The sequence below is a fragment of the Bounagaea algeriensis genome (genome assembly GCF_054491375.1).
The window spans coordinates 1,602,634-1,627,363 of record NZ_CM137102.1 but is presented as its reverse complement, the minus strand read 5'-3'; the positions used below and the strand labels follow the sequence as shown (position 1 = coordinate 1,627,363).

The 24,730-nt window shown below is 70.6% G+C and carries 20 protein-coding genes and 2 pseudogenes; 15 read left to right on the top strand and 7 right to left on the bottom strand.

Going from position 1 to position 24,730, the window contains the following annotated elements:
- Positions 1 to 46: 46 nt before the first annotated feature.
- The 7 genes from ACVGV2_RS07410 to ACVGV2_RS07380 all read left to right on the top strand — a co-directional run bounded on the left by ACVGV2_RS07410 (position 47) and on the right by ACVGV2_RS07380 (position 6,738).
- Positions 47 to 754, top strand: a complete 708-nt coding sequence (locus ACVGV2_RS07410; RefSeq protein WP_459165304.1) for an HAD family hydrolase — start codon at positions 47 to 49, stop codon at positions 752 to 754.
- Positions 751 to 1,788 carry a phosphotransferase family protein gene (locus ACVGV2_RS07405; protein ID WP_459165303.1) on the top strand — a complete coding sequence of 346 codons (1,038 nt, stop codon included), beginning with the start codon at positions 751 to 753 and terminating at the stop codon, positions 1,786 to 1,788. The genes ACVGV2_RS07410 and ACVGV2_RS07405 overlap by 4 nt, the downstream gene beginning before the upstream one ends.
- Before the next feature lies 1 nt (position 1,789).
- Complete coding sequence (locus tag ACVGV2_RS07400) at positions 1,790 to 3,013, top strand: acyl-CoA dehydrogenase family protein (protein ID WP_459165302.1); 1,224 nt, start codon at positions 1,790 to 1,792, stop codon at positions 3,011 to 3,013.
- A 107-nt stretch (positions 3,014 to 3,120) separates the two neighbouring features.
- Entirely contained in the window at positions 3,121 to 3,876 is a 756-nt protein-coding gene (locus tag ACVGV2_RS07395) for an SDR family oxidoreductase (RefSeq protein ID WP_459165301.1), read from the top strand.
- 20 nt (positions 3,877 to 3,896) lie between these two features.
- On the top strand, positions 3,897 to 5,075 hold the full coding sequence (locus ACVGV2_RS07390; protein ID WP_459165300.1) for an acyl-CoA dehydrogenase family protein: 1,179 nt from the start codon (positions 3,897 to 3,899) through the stop codon (positions 5,073 to 5,075).
- Positions 5,072 to 6,187 carry an acyl-CoA dehydrogenase family protein gene (locus ACVGV2_RS07385; RefSeq protein ID WP_459165299.1) on the top strand — a complete coding sequence of 372 codons (1,116 nt, stop codon included), beginning with the start codon at positions 5,072 to 5,074 and terminating at the stop codon, positions 6,185 to 6,187. Before ACVGV2_RS07390 ends, ACVGV2_RS07385 begins: the two co-directional genes overlap by 4 nt.
- A 98-nt stretch (positions 6,188 to 6,285) precedes the next feature.
- Positions 6,286 to 6,738: a MaoC family dehydratase gene (locus ACVGV2_RS07380; RefSeq protein WP_459165298.1), complete on the top strand. Its 453-nt coding sequence runs from the start codon at positions 6,286 to 6,288 to the stop codon at positions 6,736 to 6,738.
- A 91-nt stretch (positions 6,739 to 6,829) separates the two neighbouring features.
- Here ACVGV2_RS07380 and ACVGV2_RS07375 read toward each other — a convergent pair whose 3' ends face one another.
- The 5 genes from ACVGV2_RS07375 to ACVGV2_RS07355 all read right to left on the bottom strand — a co-directional run bounded on the left by ACVGV2_RS07375 (position 6,830) and on the right by ACVGV2_RS07355 (position 12,549).
- The gene (locus ACVGV2_RS07375; RefSeq protein WP_459165297.1) at positions 6,830 to 8,380 is read right to left on the bottom strand and encodes an AbgT family transporter; all 1,551 of its coding nucleotides are present in this window, start codon (positions 8,378 to 8,380) and stop codon (positions 6,830 to 6,832) included.
- A gap of 136 nt (positions 8,381 to 8,516) precedes the next feature.
- A complete protein-coding gene (locus tag ACVGV2_RS07370) occupies positions 8,517 to 9,146 on the bottom strand; it encodes a TetR/AcrR family transcriptional regulator (RefSeq protein ID WP_459165296.1) in 630 nt (209 codons plus the stop codon).
- A gap of 165 nt (positions 9,147 to 9,311) precedes the next feature.
- Positions 9,312 to 10,088, bottom strand: a complete 777-nt coding sequence (locus tag ACVGV2_RS07365) for an SDR family oxidoreductase (RefSeq protein ID WP_459165295.1) — start codon at positions 10,086 to 10,088, stop codon at positions 9,312 to 9,314.
- Position 10,089: 1 nt separating this feature from the next.
- On the bottom strand, positions 10,090 to 10,845 hold the full coding sequence (locus ACVGV2_RS07360) for an SDR family oxidoreductase (RefSeq protein WP_459165294.1): 756 nt from the start codon (positions 10,843 to 10,845) through the stop codon (positions 10,090 to 10,092).
- A 21-nt stretch (positions 10,846 to 10,866) separates the two neighbouring features.
- Positions 10,867 to 12,549: a class I adenylate-forming enzyme family protein gene (locus ACVGV2_RS07355; RefSeq protein ID WP_459165293.1), complete on the bottom strand. Its 1,683-nt coding sequence runs from the start codon at positions 12,547 to 12,549 to the stop codon at positions 10,867 to 10,869.
- A gap of 176 nt (positions 12,550 to 12,725) precedes the next feature.
- On the opposite strand from ACVGV2_RS07355, the gene ACVGV2_RS07350 reads away from it, so the two are divergent.
- Entirely contained in the window at positions 12,726 to 13,310 is a 585-nt protein-coding gene (locus ACVGV2_RS07350) for a DNA-binding protein (RefSeq protein WP_459165292.1), read from the top strand.
- A 49-nt stretch (positions 13,311 to 13,359) separates the two neighbouring features.
- Entirely contained in the window at positions 13,360 to 14,016 is a 657-nt protein-coding gene (locus ACVGV2_RS07345) for an RES family NAD+ phosphorylase (RefSeq protein WP_459165291.1), read from the top strand.
- 22 nt (positions 14,017 to 14,038) lie between these two features.
- Here the strand turns inward: ACVGV2_RS07345 and ACVGV2_RS07340 are convergent, their stop codons facing one another.
- Positions 14,039 to 15,019 (bottom strand): TerC family protein, encoded by a 981-nt coding sequence (locus ACVGV2_RS07340; protein ID WP_459165910.1) that lies wholly within the window; start codon positions 15,017 to 15,019, stop codon positions 14,039 to 14,041.
- Between the two features lie 554 nt (positions 15,020 to 15,573).
- Between ACVGV2_RS07340 and ACVGV2_RS07335 the strand changes: the two genes are divergently transcribed.
- The 4 genes and pseudogenes from ACVGV2_RS07335 to ACVGV2_RS07320 form a co-directional block, all read left to right on the top strand.
- Positions 15,574 to 18,309: an alpha/beta fold hydrolase gene (locus tag ACVGV2_RS07335; protein WP_459165909.1), complete on the top strand. Its 2,736-nt coding sequence runs from the start codon at positions 15,574 to 15,576 to the stop codon at positions 18,307 to 18,309.
- A complete protein-coding gene (locus ACVGV2_RS07330) occupies positions 18,306 to 19,214 on the top strand; it encodes an ABC transporter permease subunit (RefSeq protein WP_459165290.1) in 909 nt (302 codons plus the stop codon). Before ACVGV2_RS07335 ends, ACVGV2_RS07330 begins: the two co-directional genes overlap by 4 nt.
- A gap of 206 nt (positions 19,215 to 19,420) precedes the next feature.
- Positions 19,421 to 20,388 (top strand): annotated as a pseudogene (locus ACVGV2_RS07325) (acyl-CoA dehydrogenase family protein).
- A gap of 27 nt (positions 20,389 to 20,415) precedes the next feature.
- A pseudogene (locus tag ACVGV2_RS07320) lies at positions 20,416 to 20,916 on the top strand (LLM class flavin-dependent oxidoreductase); the annotation flags it as partial.
- A 102-nt stretch (positions 20,917 to 21,018) separates the two neighbouring features.
- On the opposite strand, the gene uvrB reads toward ACVGV2_RS07320, so the two are convergent.
- Positions 21,019 to 23,178, bottom strand: a complete 2,160-nt coding sequence (gene uvrB / locus ACVGV2_RS07315; RefSeq protein WP_459165289.1) for an excinuclease ABC subunit UvrB — start codon at positions 23,176 to 23,178, stop codon at positions 21,019 to 21,021.
- A gap of 237 nt (positions 23,179 to 23,415) precedes the next feature.
- On the opposite strand from uvrB, the gene ACVGV2_RS07310 reads away from it, so the two are divergent.
- Together ACVGV2_RS07310 and ACVGV2_RS07305 are read left to right on the top strand one after the other, a co-directional pair.
- Positions 23,416 to 24,012, top strand: coding sequence for a DUF402 domain-containing protein (locus ACVGV2_RS07310; RefSeq protein ID WP_459165288.1), 597 nt, complete (start codon positions 23,416 to 23,418; stop codon positions 24,010 to 24,012).
- Positions 24,013 to 24,140: 128 nt separating this feature from the next.
- A complete protein-coding gene (locus ACVGV2_RS07305) occupies positions 24,141 to 24,701 on the top strand; it encodes a hypothetical protein (protein ID WP_459165287.1) in 561 nt (186 codons plus the stop codon).
- The last annotated feature ends 29 nt before the right edge of the window (positions 24,702 to 24,730 follow it).

Here is a 24,730-nt window from a genome sequence, read left to right as displayed (position 1 = left end):
CCGCGCGCCCTGGTCACCATACCGTCTAGTCGGTATGGTGCCGCACATGAACGGTGGCGACACGGTGGCACGCGCCACGATCCACGCGGTCGTGTTCGACTACGGCGGGGTGCTCACGACACCGGGCCGCTCCGCGATCGCCGAGTGGACCGAGCAGGAGCGGATCGACCCCGGCACGTTCTCCGCCGTGCTGAAAGCCTGGCTGTCCCGCAGGGCTTCCACCGGCACCCCCGTCCACCGGCTGGAAACGGGCGAGCTCGACCTCGCGGGCTTCAACCGGGAACTCGCCGCGCAGCTGCGCACCGTCGACGGCGGCCCGGTCGCACCCGAAGGCCTCATCGAGCGGATGTTCGCGCGCATGCGCCCCGTGCCCGCCATGTACGAACTGGTCCGCGCTCTCCCGCGCCACGGCGTCCGCACCGCACTGCTGTCCAACAGCTGGGGCAACCCGTACCCGCAGGAGCTGCGGGAGCTGTTCGACTTCGCCGTCATCTCCGGCGAAATCGGCCTGCGCAAACCCGACCCGGAGATCTACCGGCGCACCCTGGCGCGGTTGGCGCTGCGCCCCGAGCACATCGTCTTCGTCGACGACGCCGAGCCGAACACCGAAGCAGCGCGGAAACTCGGCATGCACACCATCACCCACACCGACGCGGACGTCACGCGGCGCGAACTCGCCGGCTTCGTGCCGGCCATCGCTGCGGACACGCCGCCGCTGCCGCAGGAGCACCCGCAGGAAACGGAGCCCCGATGACCGAGGAAACCTCGCACCGGCTTCCCGGGCTCGACCTGGAACGCCTGCGCGAATACCTGGACGACGCGTGCCCGGGCCTCGTGCAAGGCCCGCTGAGCGGCAGCATCGTCCAAGGTGGACGCTCCAACCTGACCTACGTCGTCGATGACGGCCTGCACCGGTACGTCGTCCGCCGCCCGCCGCTGGGCCACGTGCTGGCCACCGCGCACGACATGAGCCGCGAGCACCGCGTGCTCAGCGCGCTGACCGACACCGGCGTGCCAGTGCCGCGCACGCACGTGCTGTGCCAGGACGAGGAAGTGCTCGGCGCCCCCTTCTACGTCATGGAGCACGTCGACGGCACCGTGTACCGCTCCGCCGAGGAGACGACGCAGCTGTCCGTGCCCCAGCGCGCGGACCTCGCCCACCAGCTCATGGACGTGCTCGCCGAACTGCACGGAATCGACCCCGACTCGGTGGGACTCGGCGACTTCGGCCGTCCGGAAGGATTCCTGCAGCGCCAACTGCGGCGTTGGAACAAGCAGCTCGCCGCCTCCCGCGACCGGGACATCCCCGGCATCGACGAACTGTCCGAACGACTCGCCGAACGCGTGCCGCAGACCGCGAACGCGGCGATCGTGCACGGCGACTACCGGCTGGACAACGTGCTCGTCGACGACGACCTGCGCATCAACGCCGTGCTGGACTGGGAGATGGCCACGCTCGGCGACCCGCTGACCGACCTCGGCCTGCTCGTCGTGTACTGGGAGGGATTCAGCGGCATCCAGGGCGATCCGATCACCAAGGGCATCGGCCCGGACTACGGCTTCCCCAGCGCGCGCGAACTGCTCGACCGCTACGCCGCGCGCAGTTCGCTCGACCTGACCGCACTGGACTGGTACATCGCGTTCGGGTTCTTCAAGATCGCGGTGATCCTGGAAGGCATCCACTACCGCTACACGAACAACCAGACCGTCGGCGAAGGGTTCGAGCACGTCGGCGGGCAGGTCGAACCGCTCGTGGCGCAGGGGCTGGCCACACTCGAGGAGGGCTGACATGGACTTCGCCTACGACGAGCACACCGAGCGGATGCGCTCCGAGCTCACCCGGTTCCTGGACGAGTGCGTCTACCCCGCCGAACCGGAGTACACCGCGTGGCTCGCCGACAACGACGACCCGTGGGCCCGGCCGCCCGTGCTCGAGAACCTCAAGGCCGAAGCCCACCGCCGCGGTCTGTGGAACCTGTTCCTGCCCGGCGAGCACGGCGGCGGGCTGACCAACCTGCAGTACGCCCCGCTGGCCGAACTCATGGGCCGTGCGGGCCACCTCGCCTCGGAAGCGACCAACTGCGCCGCACCGGACACCGGCAACATGGAAGTGCTCGCCATGTTCGGTTCGCCCGAGCAGCAACGGCAGTGGCTGACTCCGCTGCTCGAAGGCCGCATCCGCTCCGCGTTCTGCATGACCGAACCGGAGGTGGCCTCCTCCGACGCCACCAACATCGAAACCCGCATCGAACGCGACGGCGAGCACGGCGACCACTACGTCATCAACGGCCGCAAGTGGTTCTCCTCCGGTGCGATGAGTCCGCAGTGCGCGATCCTCATCGTGATGGGCAAAACCGACCCGGACGCCGACAAGCACCGGCAGCAGAGCCAGGTCCTCGTGCCCTCCGACACCCCCGGCGTCGAGATCAAGCGCAGCATGCGCATCTTCGGCTACACCGACGGCGAGGAGGGCGGCCACGCCGAGGTCGTGTTCAACAACGTGCGCGTGCCCGCCGAGAACATCATCAGCGGCGAGGGCGAGGGGTTCGCGATCGCGCAGGCCCGCCTCGGCCCGGGACGGGTGCACCACTGCATGCGCGCGATCGGCATGGCCGAACGGGCGCTGGAACTGATGTGCCGGCGCGTCGAGGACCGCGTCGCGTTCGGACGGCCGCTGGCCGAGCAGGGCGTCGTCCAGCACTGGATCGCGCAGGCCCGCGTGCGCATCGAACAGGCGCGCCTGCTCGTGCTCAAGACCGCCTGGCTGATGGACACGGTCGGCAACAAGGGCGCGCACGCGGAGATCCAGGCGATCAAGGTGGCCGTGCCGGAGATGGCCACGTGGGTGATCGACCGCGCCATCCAGGCCCACGGCGGTGCGGGTGTCAGCCAGGACACGCCGCTGGCCGCGCTGTACGCGCACGCACGCACCCTGCACATCGTGGACGGACCGGACGAGGTCCACCTGCGTTCGCTGGCGCGGCGCGAGCTGAAGAAGTACCGCAGCCGCTGATCCGTCCTGCCCGCTTTCCGACGGGCCCCGCTTTCCGACAGGCCCCGCTTTCCGAGAGGCCCCGCCCAGGGGGCCCGTCCAGTACGCAACGAAAGGGAGTCAGTGACATGGCCGAGAAGAAGACCGCGATCGTCACCGGGGCGGCCCGCGGCATCGGAGCGGCGACGGCGCAGCGGCTCGCGGCGGACGGTTTCGACGTCGCCGTCGTGGACATCGACGCCGACCACTGCGCCGACACCGTCACCGCGATCGAGAAGGCCGGCGGCAAGGGCTTGGCCGTCGCGGCCGACGTCAGCGATTCCGAGCAGGTCGGTTCGGCGGTCGAGCGCGTGGCCAACGAGCTCGGCGCGCCGCTGGTGCTCGTCAACAACGCCGGTGTCATCCGGGACAACATGCTGTTCAAGATGTCCGATGCGGACTGGGACACCGTGATGGACGTGCACCTGCGCGGATCGTTCCTGATGAGCCGCGCGGTGCAGAAGCACATGGTGAACAGCGGATGGGGTCGGATCGTCAGCCTGTCCAGCACCTCGGCGCTGGGCAACCGCGGCCAGGCGAACTACTCCACGGCCAAGGCGGGGTTGCAGGGCCTGACCAAGACCCTCTCGCTCGAACTCGGCAAGTTCGGCGTGACCGCCAACGCCATCGCCCCGGGATTCATCGTCACGGACATGACCCAGGCCACGGCCGAACGCGTCGGAATGTCCTTCGAGGACTTCCGCGACGCGGCCGTGTCCGGCATCCCGGTGGCCCGCGCCGGCAAGCCGGAGGACATCGCCAACACGGTGTCGTTCTTCGTCGACGAGCGCTCCGGCTTCGTCAACGGCCAGGTCGTCTACGTCGCCGGCGGACCGAAGACCTGACTCGGATTGGACGTGTGCCCATGGACACCGCACGGTTGACCGAACTCGTCACCGAGTTCCTCGCCGAGCACGATCCGGCGGCGGAGGACCCGCGGGACTTCCTCCGCGCGCGCTTCGACGCGGGCCTGGCCGCGGTGCACCACCCGCCCGGCCTGGGCGGAATGGACGCGCCGCGGGAACTGCAGGAACACGTCGACGCGCTGTTCGCGCAGGCGGGTGCGCCGGACAACAACTCGCGGCTGAACACGATCGGCCTCGGCATGGCCGCCCCGACCGTCCTGCGGTTCGGCGACGAGGAGCAGCGCAGTCGCTACCTCCGTCCGCTGTGGACGGGCGAGGAGATCTGGTGCCAGCTGTTCAGCGAGCCGGGGGCTGGTTCGGATCTCGCCGCGGTCGCCACGCGCGCCACCCGCGACGGTGACGACTGGATCGTGGAGGGCCAGAAGGTCTGGACCTCGCTGGCCCACCACGCCCGGTGGGCGCTGCTGCTGGCCCGCACCGACCCGGACCAGCCCAAGCACGAGGGGCTGACCTACTTCATCTGCGACATGACGGCGCCGGAAGTGGACGTGCGCCCGCTGCGCCAGATCACCGGTGAGGCGGAGTTCAACGAGATCTTCCTCAACCGGGTGCGCATCCCCGATTCGCAGCGGCTCGGCGAGGTCGGTCAGGGGTGGCAGGTCGCCCTCGGCACGCTGATGAACGAACGCGTCGCGATCGGTGGCAGCAACAGCGAACGCGAGTCCGGCATGATCGGCGCGCTGGCCGAGCTGTGGCGCGCGGACCCGAGCGTGCGCGGTCCCGCGCGGCAGGACCGGATGCTGCAGCTGTGGGTCGAGGCCGAAGCGGCGCGGTTGACGAGCCAACGGCTGCGCCAGCAGATCGCGGTCGGCGCGCCCGGCCCGGAGGGCTCGGCGGCGAAGCTCGCGTTCGCGCGGCTGAACCAGGAGATCTCCGGCATGGAGGTGCAGATCCGGGGCGCGGACGGGCTGCACTACGACGACTGGACGTTCCGCCGTCCCGACCGCACCACGTTCACCGACCGGGGGTCCGGCTACCGGTACCTGCGGGCCAAGGGCAATTCCATCGAAGGCGGCACGTCCGAAGTGCTGCGCAACATCATCGCCGAACGCGTCCTCGGACTGCCCCGGGAACCGCGCAGCGACAAGGACGTGCCGTGGAAGGAGCTGCCGCGATGAGCACTCCCGACCTGCTGTACACCGAGACCGAAGAGGACCTGCGCTCGGCCGTGCGCGGGTTGTTCGAGAAGCGGTGCGACTGGACCGATGTGCTCGCCCGCTGCGAGACCGAACAACCCTACGACCTCGGCCTGTGGCGCACTCTCGCCGACGAGCTCGGCCTGGCCGGGTTGCTCGTCGCCGAGGAGCACGGCGGTGCCGGAGCGGGTCCGCGTGAACTCGGCGTGCTCGCCGAGGAGATCGGCCGGCACGTGGCCCCCGTTCCGTTCCTCGGGTCGGTGTTCACCACTGCGCTGCTGCGCGAGTGCACCGCGGACGCACGCGTGCGCGAGCTGCTCGGCGAGGTCACCGCGGGCACGCGGTGCGCCACCCTCGCCGTCGGCCTGGCGCGCTCGCCGTACGCGGAATTCCCGCGGGACGTGACCGCCGAGGGCGGTGAGCTCTCCGGCAGCGTGCAGACCGTGGTGGACGTCGAGGTGGCCGACACCGCGGTCGTTCCGGCCGTCGAGAACGGCCGGCCCGCGCTGTACATCGTGGACACCGCGGCCGCGGGAGTGACCCGCGAGGCGGCGACCCCGCTGGACCTGACGCGGCGGTTCGGCACGCTGCGGTTCGAGCGCGCTGCGGCCGCTCCGATCGACGCCGGGATCGATGCGGCAGCACTGCTGCGGCGCGCCCTGGTCGCGGCGGCGGGCGTGGTGTCCTGCGAACAGGTCGGCCTGGCGCAGCGCTGCCTCGACGCGACCGTGGAGTACGCCCTGACGCGGTACCAGTTCGGCCGTCCCATCGGCTCCTTCCAGGCGGTCAAGCACCGGCTCGCGGATCTGTGGACCAGCGTGAGCAACGGGCGGGCCGTGGCGCGAAACGCCACCGACGGTCTGGCCCGTGATGTCGAACCGGAGCTGGCCGTGGCCCTGGCGCAGAGCCACGGCTCGGACGTGGTCGTGCTCGCCGCGGAGGAGCACCTGCAGCTGCACGGCGGTATCGGCATGACGTGGGAGCATCCCGCGCACCTGTACCTGGGGCGGGCGAAGTCCAGCCAGCTCACGCTCGGCTCGGGTGAGCAGCACCGGGCCCGCATCGGCGAGATCGTCGATCTCCCACCGAACTGAGCAACCGCGCAGTGCTGCGCGTGTGGTCGCTCACCGCAACGCCCCCGATCGCAGAGGTAGCAGTACGCACGAGTCGACGGATGTCGAAAGGTGTTGTCATGCGCGTGTTCTCCAGCAAGGAGGAACTCCTCGCCGCGGAGGGCGAGGAACTCGGCTACAGCGACTGGCTGAGGATCAGCCAAGAGCAGGTGAACCAGTTCGCCGATGCGACGCTGGACCACCAGTGGATCCACGTGGACGTGGAACGCGCCGAGCAGGGACCGTTCGGCGGGCCCGTGGCGCACGGGTACCTGACGTTGAGCCTGCTGCCGAAGCTCAACGCGGAGACCTACAGCGTGCGGGGCGCGCGCATGGGCATCAACTACGGCCTGGAGAAGGTGCGCTTCCCCAGCCCGGTGCTCGTGGGATCGCGGGTGCGCGTGCACACGAAACTCACCGGGGTGACCGAGATCAGCGGCGGTCTGCAGCTGGCCATCACAGCGACGATCGAGATCGAGGGGCACGACAAGCCGGCCTGCGTGGCGGAAACGCTCTCCCGCGTGATGTTCTGATCCGCGCGCGAATACCGCGCGGGGCCGTTCGCGGCGCTGCGCGGCGTTCGTCGTGGCACGGTTCGCACCGCGGACGAACCACCATGCCGGTTCACGGTCCGACGTGGATGCCCATGCCGGGCCCGAGCGGCAGGTCGGCGACGTAGAACGCGGTCATGATCGCCGCCCAGACCAACCAGAACGGCACCACGAACGGCGCCATCCGGGACACCAGCGTGCCGATGCCGGCGCTGGGCTCGTACCGGCGCAGGTAGCCGAGAATGATGATCATGTAGGGGTTCAGCGGTGTCATGATCTGCGTGGCGGAGTCGCCCACGCGGAACACCGCCTGCGCGAAACCCGGTTCGAAGCCCAGCAGCAGGAACATCGGGACGAACACGGAGGCCATCAGCGTCCACAGGCTCGAACCGGAAATGATGACCAGGTTGAGCAACGAGGCGATCACCATGAATCCGAGGAACGCCGGGTAACCGGTCAACCCCACGGTGCGCAGCGCTTCGGCGCCACCGACCGCCAGCGCCGTGCCCAGGTTCGTCCAGTCGAACAGGGCGATGAACTGCCCCAGCATGAACGCCAGCACGAGGAAGCCGGTGAGGTTGCGCAACGCCTCACCCATCAGGCGCGGCACGTCGGACGGTCGCGCGATCGTCGCCGCCCCGACACCGTAGGCGATGCCGGGGACCGCGAAGGCCAGCAGGATCAGCGTCGTGACCGAGTCCAGCAGGGGTGATTCGGGCAAGAACGCCCCCTGCTCGTTGCTCAGCGGGGAGTTCGGCCACAGCACCGCGGTCAGCGCTGCGGCCGTGAGCACGCCCAGGGCGATCCCCGCCTGCACGAGACCGCGGCGCTCAGCTGCCGCGAGGGTGACCTCCTCGGCTGAGAAGTCCTCCTGCACCGGTCGGCGCGGCACCTGCAACCGGCGCATCCGCGGTTCGAGGACGCGGTCGATCAGCAGTCCCGCCAGCAGTCCGAGCACGAGCGCGGAGACGAGGTTGAAGTAGTAGTTCGACACCGGCGTGACGGTGGTGGCCTGCTGCGGCAGCGACTGCACCACGGAGTTGCTCACTCCTGCGAACAGTCCGTCCAAACTGGTCACCAGCGGTGAGGTGGAATAGCCGGCTCCGGTGGCGGCGAACGCGCCGAGCAGTCCGGCCACGGGGTGCCGCCCGGCCGCTTGGAACACCAGCGCTGCCAGCGGCGGGACGATGATCATCGACGAGTCCGCCATCACGCTGGCGGCGACGCCGACCAACCCCACCGCGTACGGCAGCACCCAACGCGGCGCACTGCCGAAGGCGGCGCGGATCAGCGCGGTGAGCAGACCGCTGCGTTCGGCGAGGCCGACGCCGAGCATGATGGTGATCACGGTGGTCAGCGGCGGAAAACCGAGGAAGTTGTCCGGGATCGAGGTGAGCAGGAACTCCAGTCCCGGACCGCTGAGCACCGCGCGCACCGGTGTTTCGGAGTCGGCGCCGGGGACCTGCACGCTCACCCCGAACAGCGCGACCACTGTGGAAACCACGGCGACCGCACCCACGAGGATCCCGAAAAGGAGGAAAGGTTCCGGAAGTCGGTTTCCGACGCGTTCGATCAGGTTGAGCACCCGATCGGTCCGCGTCGTGGGCTCGGACGTCCCGCTCATTCTCACTCCCCACCCGGCGCGCTTGCAGCAGCGCCCAGCACATCGCGCCGAGTGCCCGGAGCACAACCACCCGCGGGGCGGTTCACGGATCCGTCCACGCGGCTTCCCGCGCCGGCTGCTGGGACGCGCGGATGGCTCAGGCCGGGCGCAGCGCGGCCAGCAGCAGGTCGGCGAAGTGCTCGCCGACCTCCTCCCCGCTGAGTTCGCGGTCCTGGCGGAACCACGTGCCCAGGTGGTGCACCGCGCCGAAGTAGAAGTCCACGACGAGTTCCGCGGGCTTGTCCCGCACGAACACACCCGCTTGCTGCCCCTCGGCGATGAGTTGGCGCACTCGCTCGTGGTAGCGGCGGCGTTGCGCGCGCACTTCAGCCTGCTTGTCGGCGCTGAGCAGATGCATGGAGCGGAAGAAGATGACGGTGTCGTCCAGGTTCGCCACCGTGGTGGCGACCACGTCCGCGGCGACTTGGTGCAGCCGCTGCTCGATGGGCAGATCGCTGTCCACGGCCTGCTCCATCCTGGCGGTCTGCACGCGGAGCACGCGGGCGTAGATCTCGTAGAGCAGATCGTCCTTGGAGCCGAAGTAGTGGTACATGGCCCCTTTGGTCACGCCCGCGGCGTCGACGATCTGCTGCACCGAAGTCGTTTCGAAACCCTGCTCGGCGAACAGCCGCGTGGCGACGGACAGCAGCCGACGGGGGACCGCCTCCACGTCCGAGCCGGCCACTGCCGCCTCGTCGCCCGTGCTCTTTCCCGCGGCCCGCACCATGCCCACCTCCGTCGTCGGTCACACCGGCACTCGCGCCCGCTGCGTCAAGCGTTCGGCAAACCCGTTGCCGGCCGCGCACGCCGCTGCGCACGCGCGGCCCCGGCGCACGATATCGACCCGGCGGGTGTCGGCTCGGTGCCACCGGTCGGCGCCTTCACAGCGGGCTCAATCGGCTTCGCTGCGCAGTGCGCGTTGCAGCTTCCGCATCCCACTCTGCCACCGCTGGGGGTCGGTGGCGCGCCGCGTGTAGTAGTCGGCGACCTCCGGATGGGGCAGGATCAGGAACCGACCGTCATCGAGCGCCTGCAGCACCATCTCGGCCACCTGGTCGGGTTCGACCGCCTCCGCGGCCAGCAGGCGGTGCGCCTCCGCATCGGGATCGCCGAGCATGGCCGTGCGCACGCCCTGCGGGCACAGCGCCTGCACGGTGATGCCCTGGTCGGCGTAGGTGATGGACAGCCATTCGGCGAAGGCCAGCGAGGCGTGCTTGGTCACCGAGTACGGCGCCGAGCCGAGCATCGTCAGCAGCCCGGCGGCGGACACGGTCGCGAGGAAGTGCCCCTGTCCCCGGGACAACCAGTGCGGCAGCACGGCACGCGCTGCGCGCACGTGGGCCATCACGTTGATCTCCCAGGAGCGTTCCCACAGCCACTCGTCGGCCTCGGGGCCGCCGGAATCGGCCACACCGGCGTTCGCGCAGAACAGGTCGATGCGCCCGTGTTCGGCCAGGGCGCGGTCGACGAGCTGCTGCACGCCGTCCGCCGTGGCGGCGTCGCCGGCCACGGCGGTGCCGCCGACGTCGTCGGCCACCTGCTGCACAGCCTGCTCATCCACATCGCCGAGGACGACGCGGCTACCGCGCGCGGCCAGCGCGCGGCTCAGCGCGGCACCGATGCCGTTGCCCGCACCGGTGACGATCGCGACCGTGCCCGTCCGGTCCATGTCACACCCCTCCGGTCAGCGTTCCGCCGCCGTCGAGCACGAGCACCTGCCCGGTGACCCACGCCGCGTCGGCGGACAGCAGGTAGGCCGCGGCACTGCCGATGTCGCTGGGAAAGCCGAGTCGCTTCATCGGGTACTGCTCGGCCGCTTCCGACTCGTTGCCTTCGAACAGCGCCGTGGCGAACTGGGTTTTCACCACGGCCGGGGCGACCGCGTTGACGCGCACCGACGGCGCGAGTTCGACGGCCAGCTCCTGGGTGAGGTGGGTCAGCGCGGCCTTCGTCGTGCCGTAGAAGCCGATCCCGGGGGCGGGACGCTCACCGGCCACTGAGGACACGTTGAGCACGGTTCCGCCGTTGTCGGCCATCCACAGGCGGTGCACCTGCTGGGCCCAGGACAACGCGCCGAGCACGTTGACTTCGAAGATCTTCCGCGCGGCGCCGAGGTCCAGCTCCATGAGGTCGCCGTAGACGGGGTTGATGCCGGTGTTGTTGACCAGCACGTCCACCCGGCCCCACTGCCGCAGCACGCGACCGACGGTGTCGGCGTGGTGTTCGGGATCGTCGCCCTTGCCCGCCACGGCCATCGCGTGCTCGGAGCCGCCGAGCCCCTCGACCGCCTCGTCGAGCGCCTCCTGCTTGCGTGCCGTGACGCAGACTTTCGCGCCTTCGGCCACGAGGCGTTCGGCGACGGCGTAGCCGATTCCGCGACTGGCGCCGGTCACCAGCGCGACCTGTCCTTCGAAGCGCTTGCTCATCGGCGTTTCCCTTCGACGTTTTCAGCGTGTCGTTGCTTCACCGCTGCGGGCTTCGTCCCGCAGCTGCCGGCGCAGTATCTTGCCGGTAGCGGTCTTCGGCAGCTCGCCGACCACCAGGATGGAACGGGGGTACTTGTAGGCGGCGAGGCGCTGCCGGCAGTGGTCGACGAGGTCCTGTTCGGACACCTCGTGCCCGGCCCGCGGGGAGACGTAGGCCCGCACCGTCTCACCGCGGTACTCGTCGGGAACGCCGACGACGGCGGCCTCCTGCACCGCGGGGTGCCCGTAGAGCACGTCCTCGACCTCCCGCGGCCAGACCTTGAACCCGGAGGCGCTGATCATGTCCTTCTTGCGGTCGACGACGTAGAACCAGCCCTGCTGGTCCATGAAACCGACGTCGCCGGTGTGCAGCCGTCCTTCCGGGATCCCGCGGACCGTTTCATCGGGCTTGTTCCAGTACTGCGGCACCACCATGGGACCTTCGATGACGATCTCGCCGACGTCCCCGGCGGGCAGGTCGGCTCCGTCGTCGTCGACGATGCGCAGCACGCTGTTGAACGTGGGGATGCCGACGCTGAGCGTGCCGGACGCCTCGTCGACGGGTGCTTCCAGGTGCGCGGGCACCGAGGTGGCGGTGGCGGTGGTCTCGGTGAGCCCGTAGCCGTTGCGGATGTAGTGGCCGAAGCGCGTGCGGAAGTTCTCCACCACGGCCGAGGGCAGCGGAGCGCCTCCCGAGTAGACCTGCTCGAGCGAGGCGAAGTGCTCGGCACCGGCCTCGGGGTGGTTCATCAGCGCGACGTAGGCGGTCGACGGTCCGATCACGTACTGCGGCCGGTGTTCGGCGAGCGCGTCGAGCACGACCCCCGGTTCGAAGCGGCGGACGAGGTCGAGCCGACCGCCCACGGAAATGGCCGCGCCGAGCTGGCAGACCATGCCGGTGATGTGGAAAAGCGGTGCGAGGCCGAAGATCCCGCACCCCTCGGGCCTGGCCAGCCGCTGCCGGAAACCGGCGGCGTTGAAGGCGAAGTTGCCGTGGGTGGTCGTCGCGCCCTTCGGCACGCCGCTGGTGCCCGAGGTGTACACCAGCAGCGCGATGTCCGACTCGCCCGGGCGCGGCCGCGCCGGCAGGCGGCCCGCGCGCTGCCGAGCGACCTCGAGCAGGTCGGCGTCGGCGGGGTCCCGCTGCGCGGTGGATTCGCCGAAAACCCGCTCGTCGTCGCGGGTTTGCAGGTCCCCCTCGTGCGTGGTCACCACGCGCCGCACACCGACCGGCCCGACCAGCTCGGACAGCACGTCGCGGTGGCCGCGCTCGGAGCTGACGACCACGGCGGGCTCGCTGTCGGCGAGGATCGTCGTCAGCTCGTGGCTGCGGTACATCGGGTTGAGCGGGACGACGATCGCGCCGGCTTTCCAACCGCCCAGCAGGGCGATGACGAACTGGGGCGTGTTCTGCAGGTACAGCGCGACCCGGGTGCCGGGCTCGACGCCCTGGTCGACGAGGTACTCGGCGAACCCGTCGCTGAGTTCGTCGAGATCGCGGTAGGTGAGGCGACCGTCGAAGTAGGTGACGGCCACGCGATCCGGATGGGCCTGCCTGGCGACGTCGAACAGTTCGATCACGGTGCCGTGCTCCGGCGTCAGTTCCGCCGGCGCGCTCTCCTCGTACAACGCCAGCCACGGGCGTTCGTCGTACACGCTGCCCACGCGTCACACCTCCTCGTGCTCCGAGCACCATGGCGACCGACCAGTCGGTACGCATCAGTCAACGTGCCACCGGCGAAGCACGTCAAGAGCACCGGAGCCGACCGGCCGAGTCTCCCGCGACCGGACTGTGCGCACGCTAACGCACACCATGCCGCTTTTCGCGTTATCCTCAGCTCATGACAGCCGCTCTGGAGACCGTGCTCGCGCGCGCCGGCCTGCGGATCACCGCCACCGAGTTCCTCTCCCTGGTCGAGGACGCCGCCAAGCGGCTCACCACCCCGCAGGCCGACCCCGCGGCGCACTTCACCGACGACGAGCGCGCAGCGCTCGCCGAGGCGGGACTCGACCTGAACCCGCTCGGCGGGACGGAACCCGACCCCCGCGCTCGGACCGTGGCCGAACAGGCGGTCCTGCGCGACACCGCCCTGTCGGTCGGCCAGGCCGCCGAACGCCTCGGGGTCGACGCCAGCCGCATCCGTCACCGCATCGGCGAGCGCAGGCTGATCGGCTGGAAGGACCGCGGGGGGTGGCGGCTGCCCGCCTGGCAGTTCGGCGACCGCGACGTGCTGCCCGAGCTGGAGAGCGTGCTCACCGCGATGCCGCTGGACCAGCCCGCCCTCGTGCTGGCCAACTTCATGACCACACCGCAGCAGGAGCTCGAACTGGGTGAGACACCGGTGAGCCCGCGCGAATGGTTGCTCGCCGGGGGGGACCCGCGGCCGGTGGCCGCGCTCGCCGCACACCTGGGCGAGCCCGCCTGAGGCGACCGCCCCGCACCCGGCCCGCCCCGTCGATCCCGGACACGACACTATGGCTCGGCTTCCCCAGCCGCCGGCGCCTGCCACGTTGCAGGCCATGCTCCGCCGCACCGAGGACGTCATCGCCGTCCCCGCCGGTACGCGGCTCGTCCGCGTGTTCACGGCCGCCGGCAACCACCCCCAGCAGTGGGACAGCTTCCGCTACGCGGGGCCGCTGCCGCACGCGAGGTTCGACCCGCACCAACCGGCCGCCCGCGGCGACCGGCCCGTCACCCGGGAGCACGGCGTGCTCTACTTCTCGCTGGCCGTGCGCACGTGCATCGCCGAAGTGTTCCAGGCGACGTCGACGGTGGACCGGCGCACGCGGGAACCGCACCTGGTGCTGTTCCGCCCGCGCCGCACGCTGCGGCTGCTCGACCTGTCCGGGCTCTGGCCCACGCGCGCCGGAGCCTCGCAGGCCATCAGCAACGGCCCCAAGGAACGGGCGCAGGCCTGGGCCCGCGCGATCCGCGCGGCCCACCCGGAACTGGACGGGCTCTGGTACCGGTCGTCGATGGACGCGGGCAACCCGTCGATGTGCCTGTGGGACCCGCCCGCCGCGAACGCCGTGCCGGAATCGCCGGACGTGCTGCTGCCGCTGAGCCACCCCGGTCTCGACGTGCCGCTCGGGCGGGTGTGCTCCGAGCTCAGCTACACGATGCTCGGCTGACGACGAGCTCCGCGGTCGCGCCTCACCGGCCGCTTCCGGACTGGTGCTGCTGCTCGCGCTGCCCGTCGCGGTGCGACCTGGCCAGGCTCGCCCACGTCGTCACGCCCAGCACGACCACGATGACCGCCAGCGACATCCAGTTCTGGATCTCCAGCCACGCCGGCACGAGGTGGTACTCGTGCAGCGCGTGGATGACGAGCTTGCTGCCGATGAAGGCGAGGATGACCGCCAGGCCGGTGGACAGGTAGACGAGCTTGTTCACCAGACCGCCGACGAGGAAGTACAGCTGCCGCAGCCCCATCAGGGCGAAGGCGTTGGCCGCGAACACGAGGAACGGATCCTGGGTGATGCCGAAGATCGCGGGGATCGAGTCGACGGCGAACAGCAGGTCGGCGCTGCCGATGGCCACGATGACCACGAACATCGGCGTGAGGTAACGCTTGCCCTCGAGCTTCACGGTCGACATGGCGCCGTGGTACTCGGAGGTCACGGGGAAGATCTTCCGCGTCCAGCGGACGACGGCGTTGTCCTGGTACTGCTCGTCCTCGTCCTTCTTGCGCAGCATGCTCGCCGCCGTCCACAGCAGGAAGGCGCCGAAGATGAAGAACACCCAGACGAACTGCGCGATCAGCGCGGCGCCGACGGCGATGAAGACACCGCGCATGACCAGCGCGAGCAGGATGCCGACGAGCAGCACGCGGTGCTGGTGGATCGCGGGCACCGCGAAGCTCGACATGATGATCATGAAGATGAACAGGTTGTCCACGCTCAGCGAGTACTCGGTGATGTAGCCCGTGAAGTACTCGAGCGCGAAGTGCCCGCCGCCGAAGAACCAGACCCCGAGGCCGAAGACGACCGCGCAGGCGACGTAGAAGACCACCCACCTGGCGGCTTCCCCCGTGCTGACCTCGTGCGGCTTGCGGTCGACGATGACGAGGTCGAGCAGCAGCAGCACGGCGAGACCGCCGAGTGTGCCGAGCCAGATCCACCACGGCACGTGCATCGTGTCGTCACCCGCTGCTCGCTGCGCGAGCAGACCCACTTCGGCACTCATCCAGCAACCTCCGGCTCAACGGCACACGCCAGCAACCGGAGGTCTCTTCCACCGACGCGGGTCGGCCGAGGGCGCCGGGCCAGCGCACGCGGACCTGCCCGCCGGCACGGCGGCAGGCGGGTCGGGGGCGAGCGGCTCCGAGTTGACGACGCCTCGCGAGGGAGTACTCCCCTCCACAGTTCGGGCGGGATTATCGCCGATACAGGCTAGCCGCCTCCACACGTCGTGACGATCCGCACGCGGGGGCCGCACGCGGTGTGCACACCCGCGAAGGCGAACCCGCGGATCACGGTCGGTGCGTCAGCTCACAGCATCCCGCTGCTCGGATTGCTGTTTGGTCTCCGGTTCATAGCGTCTTCATTGTCACCGGCCGTTGACGGCCTCCCGGAGGGATCACGTCGCCTAGTCTCGGGCGCGTGCCATCCCCCCGCGAGCCCGTCCGGCCCCGCCCTCGCCCCCGCAGCGACCAGCGCACCCCGCGCCGGCGCCGCGCGGGCACCGGGATGATCGCGCTCGCCCTGGTGGCGATCGTCGTGCTCGCCGCTTTCTGGTGGGCCGAGGAGGACCCGCGGCCGACCGACCCGCCGGCGCCGCGCGAAGCCCGGGTGGACGTGCTCGACGGCCCGGACCGCGAGACCCGCGTGCAGCTCGACGTCACGCTGCACGCCCCCGCCGAGACACCTGCGCCGGCCATCCTGCTCGCGCACGGTTTCGGCGCGGACAAGACCAGCGTCGCAGACCAGGCCCGGGAACTGGCCCGGCGCGGCTTCACCGTGCTCACCTACTCCGCGCGCGGGTTCGGCGCCAGCACCGGCCGGGTCGCGCTGAACCACCCGGACTACGAGGTCACCGACGCGCGCCAGCTCGTGGACTGGCTCGCCCGCCAACCCGAAGTGCTCCGCGATGACGACGACCCGCGCATCGGCGTCACCGGAACCTCCTACGGCGGTGCGCTCGCGCTGTCGTTGGCGGGCTCGGACCCGCGCATCGACGCGCTCGCCCCGGTGATGGCCTACAACGACCTGGAAGAGGCGCTGCTGCCCAACCGCGCCTCGGCCGTGCCCCTGGACCGCAGCACCCCGGCCGCCGACAGCGACACCACCACCCCCGGGGTGTTCAAGCAGGCGTGGGCGGGCCTGCTGTTCACCGCCGGGACCGGGCCCGCACCGCAACCGTCCGCCGACGGCTCCAGCGGCCCGGCCGGGCAGCGCAGCAAGCTGACCTGCGGTCGCCTCTCCCCCGCCGTGTGCCGCGCGTACACCCGCATCGCGCGCACCGGCGAGGCCGACCCGGCCGCCCGCGCCCTGCTGGAGCGCGTCTCGCCGAAGCGGTTCACCGGCCGCATCCACGCGCCGACGCTGCTGGTCCAGGGCGAGCAGGACACGCTGTTCGGCCTGGATCAGGCCGATGCGAACGCGCGCCAGATCGCGCGCGCCGGCGGGGACGTGCGGATGCTCTGGTACGCGGGCGGGCACGACGGCGATGCTCCCGACGCCGAGGTGCGCGGCCGGATCGCCGACTGGTTCGCCGAACGCCTCGGCGGTGTGCCACCGCCCGAGGAACCGGTGCCGGCATTCCGCTACGACGTGACCGGTCGCCCCGAGCGCGACGGCGAGCGCGCCGAGCGCACGGTCCTCGCTCCCGAGTACCCGGGGTTGCGGGACGGCCGCACGGCTCGCTTCGACATCGGACTGCGCGGTGGACCGGCCCCCGTGGTCACCCCGCCGGGCGGGGCGCCGGCGGCGACGAGCACGCTGCCCGGAACCCGCGCGGCGCGCACCTCGGCGCGCGACCTGCCCGAGCAGACGGCCGTGTTCCGCTCGGAACCGCTGCGCGAACCGCGGCTGATCTCCGGCATGCCGCAGACCCGGCTGTCGGTCTCCGCCGTACCCGGCCAGCCCGGCGGGGACGAGGCGGTGCTGTTCGCCAAGCTCTACGACGTCGGCCCCGACGGGGAACGCACCATGGTCGGCGACGCCGTGTCACCGCTGCGGGTAACGGGACTGCCGCAGGACGGCAGCCCGGTGGAGGTGCACGTGGCCCTGCCCGGCGTGGTGCACTCGGTGGAGCCTGGGCACCGCCTGGAGCTGGCGGTGACCACCACGGACAGGGCCTACGCCGCATCTCGCGAGCCGGCGGTGCACCGCGTCGGCCTGGCCGGTGCCGGTGCGCTGTCGGCCCCCACGGTGCGCGGGACGGACGTCTCGGCGGGCAACGTGCCGACCGCCCCGCTCGCCGGGAGCGGCTTGATCATCGCTGCCGCCGCGCTGGCCTGGGGTGTTTCCCGCCTCCGGCGCCGCGGTGCGGGGCCGGTCGCCGCGCTGACCGACACGCCCTTGGCGATCGACCGGTTGTCCAAGTCGCACGCGGGCACCGCGGGCGGGGTGCGCGAGCTGTCGCTGCGCGTGGAACGCGGGCAGATCGTCGGGCTGCTCGGACCGAACGGGGCGGGGAAGACGACCGCGCTGCGCATGCTGCTCGGCCTGGTCCACCCCGATGCGGGCACCATCCGGGTGTTCGGCCACCGCGCGCGCCCGGGCGCGCCGGTGCTCTCGCGGGTGGGGGCCTTGGTGGAGAACCCGGGTTTCCTTCCGCACCTGTCCGGCATCGACAACCTGCGTTCGTACTGGGCGGCCACGAGCCGGCCGGTCCAACAGGCGCGTTTCGACGAGGTGCTGCGCATCGCGGGGCTGGACGAGATCGCGCGCAGCCCGGTGCGCACCTACAGCCAGGGCATGCGGCAGCGGTTGGCGATCGCCCAGGCGATGCTCGGCCTGCCGGACCTGCTGGTGCTGGACGAGCCGGCGAACGGGCTCGACCCGCCGCTGATCCAGCAGCTGCGGGAGATGCTGCACCGCTACGCCGCCACCGGCCGGTCGGTGCTCATCTCCAGCCACCTGCTGTCCGAAGTGGAACGCACCTGCACCCACGTGGTGGTGATGCACCACGGGCGGCTCGTCACAGCGGGCAGTGTTTCCGAGGTGGTGGGCGCCGGAGGTGAGCTGAGCATCCGGGTGGACGACCCCGCCGCGGCGACCGGGGCACTGCGGGCGATCGCCGGGATCGGTCTGGTGCGCCGGGACACCGCCGACGGGCAGGTGCGCGTGGATCTCGGTTCGGTCTCCGCCGGCAGCGTGGTCAACGCGCTCGTCGCGGCCGGGGTGGCGGTGCACCAGGTGGAACCGCGTCGCCGGCTGGAGGACGCGTTCCTCCAGCTCGTCGGAGAGGAACACTGTTGACCGAACAGGCGGATGAGAACGAGCTCGCCGTGGTGCGGTCCACGCGGCCGCAGCCGGCTCAGCCGGACGGCTCCGTCGAGGGTTACCGGGCGCGGCGCACGCTGCCCGTGCGGGTGGAGTTCGCGCGGCAGCTGCGGCGCCGCCGCACGCGGATCACGCTCGGCGTGCTGGCCGCCACGCCGCTGGTGCTGCTGCTCGGGTTCGTCCTCAGCGACGACAACGGTCCGCCGCACGGGTCGACGTTGGTGGACAGCGCCACCGGTGGCGGGTTGAACTTCGCCGCGTTCACCCTGTTCGCCGCGACGAATCTGCTGCTGGTCGTGGTGGTTGCGCTGTTCTTCGGCGACACGGTCGCCAGCGAAGCGGTCTGGTCGAGCCTGCGGTACCTGCTGGCGGCTCCGGTCCCGCGCACCCGACTGCTGCGGCAGAAGGCCCTGGTCGCGGCGCTGCTGTCGCTCATCGCACTTGCCGTGCTGCTGGCCGTGTCGCTGGCGGTGGGGTTGATCGTCTACGGGCCGGGCGAGATGATCACGCGGACGGGCGAGACGGTGCCGTTCCCGGCGGGGCTGCTCAGCCTGGTGCTGTCGGGGCTGTACCTGGCGCTGCACCTGTCGTGGATCGCCGGGTTGGCGCTGTGGTTGAGCGTGAGCACCGACGCCCCGCTGGGAGCCGTGGGCGGTGCGGTGCTGGTGTCGATCCTGTCGCAGATACTCGACCGCATCCCCGCACTGGGCGGCCTGCGCAACTACTTGCCGACGCACCACTCCACCGCCTACGTCGACCTGCTACGCGTCGAGCTGGACTTCTCGGCGGTGTCCTGCGGCGTGTTCTCCGGCCTCGCCTACGCCGCGGTGTTCGGTGCGCTGGCGGTGCACCGGTTCCGGCGCAAGGACATCATGAGCTGAGCTCCACGAGGACCGGGCGGACAGCTGCCGGGGAGCAGAACTGATGACCACATCGGCAAGACGTCGATCCGCGCGCACGAGGAAGCGGCGGCGCATGATGGAGCACCTCGGCTCCGGCGTGGCGCAGCGCCCAGCGCGATCGGCGAGCACCTCGCACTCGACGCTGCGCTGCGCAGCGCCGCCCAACGCTGAACCAGGAGGGTTCCATGCCCGAGCAGGCGAACACCGACCCGGACTTCTTCGGCTACGCCGATCGCCTCGACGAATCCGAGCGCGCCGAACTCGCCGAACTGCGCGCACACCTGGAACGCGAGATCAAGCCGATCGCGGCGCGTGCCTGGGAGAACGCGCAGTTCCCCTTCGAGGTCGTCGAGAAGTTCGCCGAGCTGCAGCTGGCGAGCTACCAGTACCCCGAGTACGGCGACGGGCGCCAGCGCAGCTCGCTGTTCAGCGGCTTCCTCAGCCTCGAGCTCAACCGCGTCGACCCGTCGCTGGCGGTGTTCTCGGGTGTGCACACAGGACTGGCCATGGGAAGCATCTACGGCGGCGGGGATCAGGAGCAGCGCGACCGGTGGATGCCGGACATGGTCAAGCTGAACCGCATCGGTGCCTTCGCGCTGACCGAGCCCGAAGGGGGCTCGGACGTCGCCGGCGGCATGCGCACGACCGCGCGCCGCGCGGGTGACGAGTGGGTGCTCAACGGCGCGAAGCGGTGGATCGGCAACGGCACCTTCGCCGACCTCGTCGTCGTCTGGGCGCGCGACGAAGCCGACGACCAGATCAAGGGCTTCGTCGTCGAGAAGGGCATGCCCGGATTCAGCGCCAGCAGTTCGGCAAACCCATCGGTTCGTTCCAGATGGTCCAGGACCTGCTGGTGAAGATGCTCGGCAACATCACCAGCGTGTTCGGCGTGGTCGTCCGGCTCAACGAGCTCACCGCCGAGGACCGCGCCGGAGCGGATCAAGCCGCACTGGCCAAGGCCGTGGCCACCACGCGGATGCGCGAGGTCGTCTCCTGGGCCCGCGAACTGTTCGGCGGCAACGGCATCGTGCTCGACTACGAGGTGGCGAAGCTGTTCGCCGACGCCGAGGCGATCTACTCCTTCGAGGGATCGCGCGAGATGAACACCCTCATCGTCGGCAAGTCCGTGACCGGGCTGAGCGCCTTCGTCTGACCGGCTCCGCATGACCGGCGCCGGCTCGAGTACCTGGATGTCATCACGCGGTCCTGGTCCGAGGAAAAGCTGTCCTACAACGGGAAGTTCGTCTCGTTCGAGGATGTCGCGACCGGCCCGCTGCCGCACCGGAAGCCACCGGTCTGGGTGGGTGGCGCCAGCCGGGCCGCGCTGCGCCGGGCCGTCCGGTTCGGCGACGCCTGGCATCCGGTCGGCGCGGGCACGACGTGGATCCGCGAACGGGGGCTGCCGGGGCTGCGCGAAGCCGCGGACGAGGCCGGACGACCGGAGCCCGCGCTCGCCCCGCGCCTGCAGCTGATGATCACCGACACCCCGCTGGACGACGATGCCCGCACCGCCGGGCAGGGAACTCCGGACCAGGTGAGCCGGGACTTGGACGAGCTCGCCGAACTCGGCGCCACGCACGTGTTGCTCGACACCTACCGCGGCACACCGGACCGGATGCGGCCCCTTGAGGAGGACCAGCGCGCACTGGACGCCCTGATGGCGCGCTTCCGCGGAAGCTGAGCCCGTCGGACCGCTGCGGCCCCGTCACGGCTGGGACCCGGCCGGGAGGGATCCCGGCCGGGCCCCAGCCCGCGCATGCCGGGCTCGCCCACCGGGCCTCGTCTACTGGATCCCGGCGGCGTCCATGCCGCGCAGCTCCTTCTTCAGGTCCTCGATCTCGTCGCGCAACCGGGCGGCCAGCTCGAACTGCAGCTCGCGGGCAGCGTTCATCATCTGGTCGTTGAGCTGCTGGATCAGGTCGGCCAGTTCGGCGCGCGGCATCTGCTTGGGATCGCGATCGGAGACCAGTCCGGAGCTGGTGGCCACGTTCTCCCCGCTGGGCTTCTTGCCGCGCGACTGGTTGCGCCCGGAGCCGCCGACCTCGACGCTCTCGTCGGTGTCCTCTGCCTCCCGGTAAACCCGGTCGAGGATGTCGTCGACCTGCTTGCGCAGCGGCTGCGGGTCGATGCCGTGCTCTTCGTTGTAGGCCATCTGCTTGGCACGGCGCCGGTTGGTCTCGTCGATGGCGTTGCGCATCGAGTCGGTCGTCTCGTCGGCGTACATGTGCACCTGGCCGGACACGCTGCGCGCGGCGCGGCCGATCGTCTGGATGAGACTGGTCTCCGACCGCAGGAACCCCTCCTTGTCGGCGTCCAGGATGGACACCAACGAGACCTCCGGCAGGTCCAGCCCCTCGCGCAGCAGGTTGATGCCGACGAGCACGTCGTAGTCGCCGAGCCGCAGCTGCCGCAGCAGCTCCACCCGCCGCAGCGTGTCCACCTCCGAGTGCAGGTAGCGCACGCGGATGCCGAGTTCCAGCAGGTAGTCGGTGAGGTCCTCGGCCATCTTCTTCGTCAGCGTGGTCACCAGCACCCGCTCGTCGGCCTCGGCGCGCTTGCGCACCTCGTGCACGAGGTCGTCGATCTGGCCCTCGGTCGGTTTGACCACGACCTCGGGGTCGACCAGTCCGGTCGGGCGAATGACCTGCTCGACGAACTCGCCGCCGCTGCGCGCCATCTCGTACGAACCGGGCGTGGCCGACATGTGCACGGCCTGGCCGATCCGGTCGCTGAACTCCTCCCAGGTCAGCGGCCGGTTGTCCATCGCGCTGGGCAGCCGGAAGCCGTGCTCGACGAGCGTGCGCTTGCGCGAGGCGTCGCCCTCGTACATGCCGCCGATCTGCGGCACGGTCACGTGCGACTCGTCGATGACGAGCAGGAAGTCCTCCGGGAAGTAGTCCAGCAGCGTCGCCGGCGCCGACCCCGCCTCGCGGCCGTCGATGTGCCGCGAGTAGTTCTCGATGCCCGAGCAGAACCCGACCTGGCGCATCATCTCGACGTCGTACTGGGTGCGCATGCGCAGCCGCTGCGCCTCGAGCAGCTTGTTCTGCTGCTCGAGCGTGGACAACCGCTCCTGCAGCTCCGCCTCGATGCCGCGGATGGCCTGCTCCATGCGTTCCGGCCCCGCCACGTAGTGCGTCGCGGGGAAGATGCGCAGATCGGACACCTCCCGGACCACGTCCCCGGTCAGCGGGTGCAGGTAGTGCAGCTTCTCCACCTCGTCGCCGAAGAACTCCACTCGCACGGCCAGTTCCTCGTAGGCGGGGATCACCTCGACCGTGTCGCCGCGCACGCGGAACGTGCCGCGCTGGAAGGCCACGTCGTTGCGCTGGTACTGCACGTCCACGAGCGCGCGCAGGAACACGTCCCGGTCGACCTCCGCGCCCACCTCGAGCGCGATCGACCGGTCGAGGTAGGACTGCGGCGTGCCCAGGCCGTAGATGCACGACACGGAGGAGACGACCACGCAGTCGCGCCGGCTGAGCAGGTTCGACGTGGCCGAGTGCCGCAGCCGCTCCACGTCCTCGTTGACCGAGGAGTCCTTCTCGATGTAGGTGTCGGTCTGCGGGACGTAGGCCTCGGGCTGATAGTAGTCGTAGTAGCTGACGAAGTACTCGACCGCGTTGTTCGGGAAGAACCCGCGCAGCTCGTTGGCGATCTGCGCCGCCAGGGTCTTGTTCGGCTCGAGCACCAGCGTGGGCCGTTGGACCCGCTCGACCAGCCAGGCCGCGGTCGCGGACTTGCCGGTACCCGTGGCCCCGAGCAGCACCACGTTGGTCTCCCCGGCCTTGATCCGCCGTTCCAGATCGTCGATGGCCTGGGGCTGGTCGCCGGCCGGCTGGTAGTCGCTGACGACCTCGAAGGTGCCGCCGGCCCGCGGGATGTCGCTGACCGGCCGGAACTCGGATTGCGCCAGCACGGGGCGCTCAGTCGCGAATGCCACGGTCCCAGCGTACGAGGTCGCACCGACATCGTGTGCCGCGTCGGCGCTCACCCGTCCGCGACACGCCGAGCGGTGGGGTCGGTGCCGGCACACGTCCTCGTGATTCCAGGTGATTCCGGAACGACTCGTTTCCCCTCGTCGCGCGTCCACCGACCCTGCGCACCGGAGCGCTCACCGACCCCGGGTCCGGGAGTCAAGGACTGCCCTGCGCAGGGTGCTGCCCCTACAGTTGTTGCCGTGACCACTCAGCGCGCGATCAGCGATCGGTCGGGCCCGGCCGTGCACCCGCCGAAGGTCGAGGTGTTCGACCTGCCCGCCCGGACCAACACCGATCCGAAGCGGCAGGTGCGGCGGGTCCACGAGTACCGCCGCACCCCGTTCGGGTTGTACGTGGCCCGGTCCATGCCCGGACATCCGCGGCTAGCCGGCCTCCGGTCCTGGCTGCTGCCCGATCTCGGACTGCGGGTGACCCGGTGGGCCTGGCACCCCGGGCACGAGCGGGACCTGGATTTCTACTTGGACGTGGTCGGCATCGAAACCGGTGACATCCGGTGGCGCAGCACCGACTACTACCTGGACATCGAGGTCCGCCACCGCAGCGACGCGCAGGTGCTCGACTACGACGAGTTCGTCCTGGCGGTGCAGTCCGGCCTGTTGAGCACGGAGACGGCGCAGCGCGCCCTGCACGTCGCCTGCACCACGGTCGACGGGCTGGCCCGCTACGACTACGACCTGCCGCGCTGGTTGCACGACCAGGGCATCGAGCTGTCCTGGCCGGAACAACCCACCGGGGATCCCGCATCACGCAAACCGCTGATACCACCAGCACGATGATCACGCGGTGCTCATACGGTGCTCACGCATAGCGGGACTGAATCGAGACCACGAGGCCGCGGAATGGTTATCGGAACGCAGGCTCGACGTATCCTTTAACACGATCGGGAGCGTTACGGTCGCAAACCGTGACGCCGACGATTTCCCCTGAACTCGTGGAAGTGATCGATGTGCACGGCGCCCGGCGGCGGCACGCCAGCGGCATCGACGACCTGCAGCAGTGCCGCGTCGAGCAGTGGGGCTTGGAAGTCGAGTACGACACGCCCCACGCCAGCGACCACGCGGCCGAGCACGTCTGGCTGTTACCCGAGATCGGTCTGCGCCTGACCCGCTTCCGCCCGCGGCGGCGCCACTCGCGGCCGAGCGCCAGCCTGCTCACCGCCGCCCACATCGAAGCGGACACGTCCTCGTGGGCCTGCGCCGACCTGCTGCTCGGGCTCGAACTGCCGGAGCAGCGCCGCCCCCGGATCGTGCGCTCGGAGGAGTTCGGCACCGCCGTGGCGGCGGGCAGGATCCGAAGCCACGAGGCCGACACCGCCCTGCGCACGATGCACCGCATCCTCGCCGAACTCAGCACGCACGGCGATCTGGACAGCTGGCTGGCCGCGAACGGCATCGGCGGCGGACCGGCGGGGCTGCCCGCACCCCGCAGACCGCTGCAGATGCAGGCGCACCGCACGCCCCGGTGAGCACCGCGCCGGCCGCTGCGACCGACCAC

Excerpts from the sequence above, each read along its gene's own strand:
- ACVGV2_RS07410 (WP_459165304.1), top strand. The coding sequence starts at position 47 with ATGAACGGTGGCGACACGGTGGCACGCGCCACGATCCACGCGGTCGTG.
- ACVGV2_RS07405 (WP_459165303.1), top strand. The coding sequence starts at position 751 with ATGACCGAGGAAACCTCGCACCGGCTTCCCGGGCTCGACCTGGAACGC.
- ACVGV2_RS07400 (WP_459165302.1), top strand. The coding sequence starts at position 1,790 with ATGGACTTCGCCTACGACGAGCACACCGAGCGGATGCGCTCCGAGCTC.
- ACVGV2_RS07395 (WP_459165301.1), top strand. The coding sequence starts at position 3,121 with ATGGCCGAGAAGAAGACCGCGATCGTCACCGGGGCGGCCCGCGGCATC.
- ACVGV2_RS07390 (WP_459165300.1), top strand. The coding sequence starts at position 3,897 with ATGGACACCGCACGGTTGACCGAACTCGTCACCGAGTTCCTCGCCGAG.
- ACVGV2_RS07385 (WP_459165299.1), top strand. The coding sequence starts at position 5,072 with ATGAGCACTCCCGACCTGCTGTACACCGAGACCGAAGAGGACCTGCGC.
- ACVGV2_RS07380 (WP_459165298.1), top strand. The coding sequence starts at position 6,286 with ATGCGCGTGTTCTCCAGCAAGGAGGAACTCCTCGCCGCGGAGGGCGAG.
- ACVGV2_RS07375 (WP_459165297.1), bottom strand. The coding sequence starts at position 8,380 with ATGAGCGGGACGTCCGAGCCCACGACGCGGACCGATCGGGTGCTCAAC.
- ACVGV2_RS07370 (WP_459165296.1), bottom strand. The coding sequence starts at position 9,146 with ATGGTGCGGGCCGCGGGAAAGAGCACGGGCGACGAGGCGGCAGTGGCC.
- ACVGV2_RS07365 (WP_459165295.1), bottom strand. The coding sequence starts at position 10,088 with ATGGACCGGACGGGCACGGTCGCGATCGTCACCGGTGCGGGCAACGGC.
- ACVGV2_RS07360 (WP_459165294.1), bottom strand. The coding sequence starts at position 10,845 with ATGAGCAAGCGCTTCGAAGGACAGGTCGCGCTGGTGACCGGCGCCAGT.
- ACVGV2_RS07350 (WP_459165292.1), top strand. The coding sequence starts at position 12,726 with ATGACAGCCGCTCTGGAGACCGTGCTCGCGCGCGCCGGCCTGCGGATC.
- ACVGV2_RS07345 (WP_459165291.1), top strand. The coding sequence starts at position 13,360 with ATGGCTCGGCTTCCCCAGCCGCCGGCGCCTGCCACGTTGCAGGCCATG.
- ACVGV2_RS07340 (WP_459165910.1), bottom strand. The coding sequence starts at position 15,019 with ATGCACGTGCCGTGGTGGATCTGGCTCGGCACACTCGGCGGTCTCGCC.
- ACVGV2_RS07335 (WP_459165909.1), top strand. The coding sequence starts at position 15,574 with ATGATCGCGCTCGCCCTGGTGGCGATCGTCGTGCTCGCCGCTTTCTGG.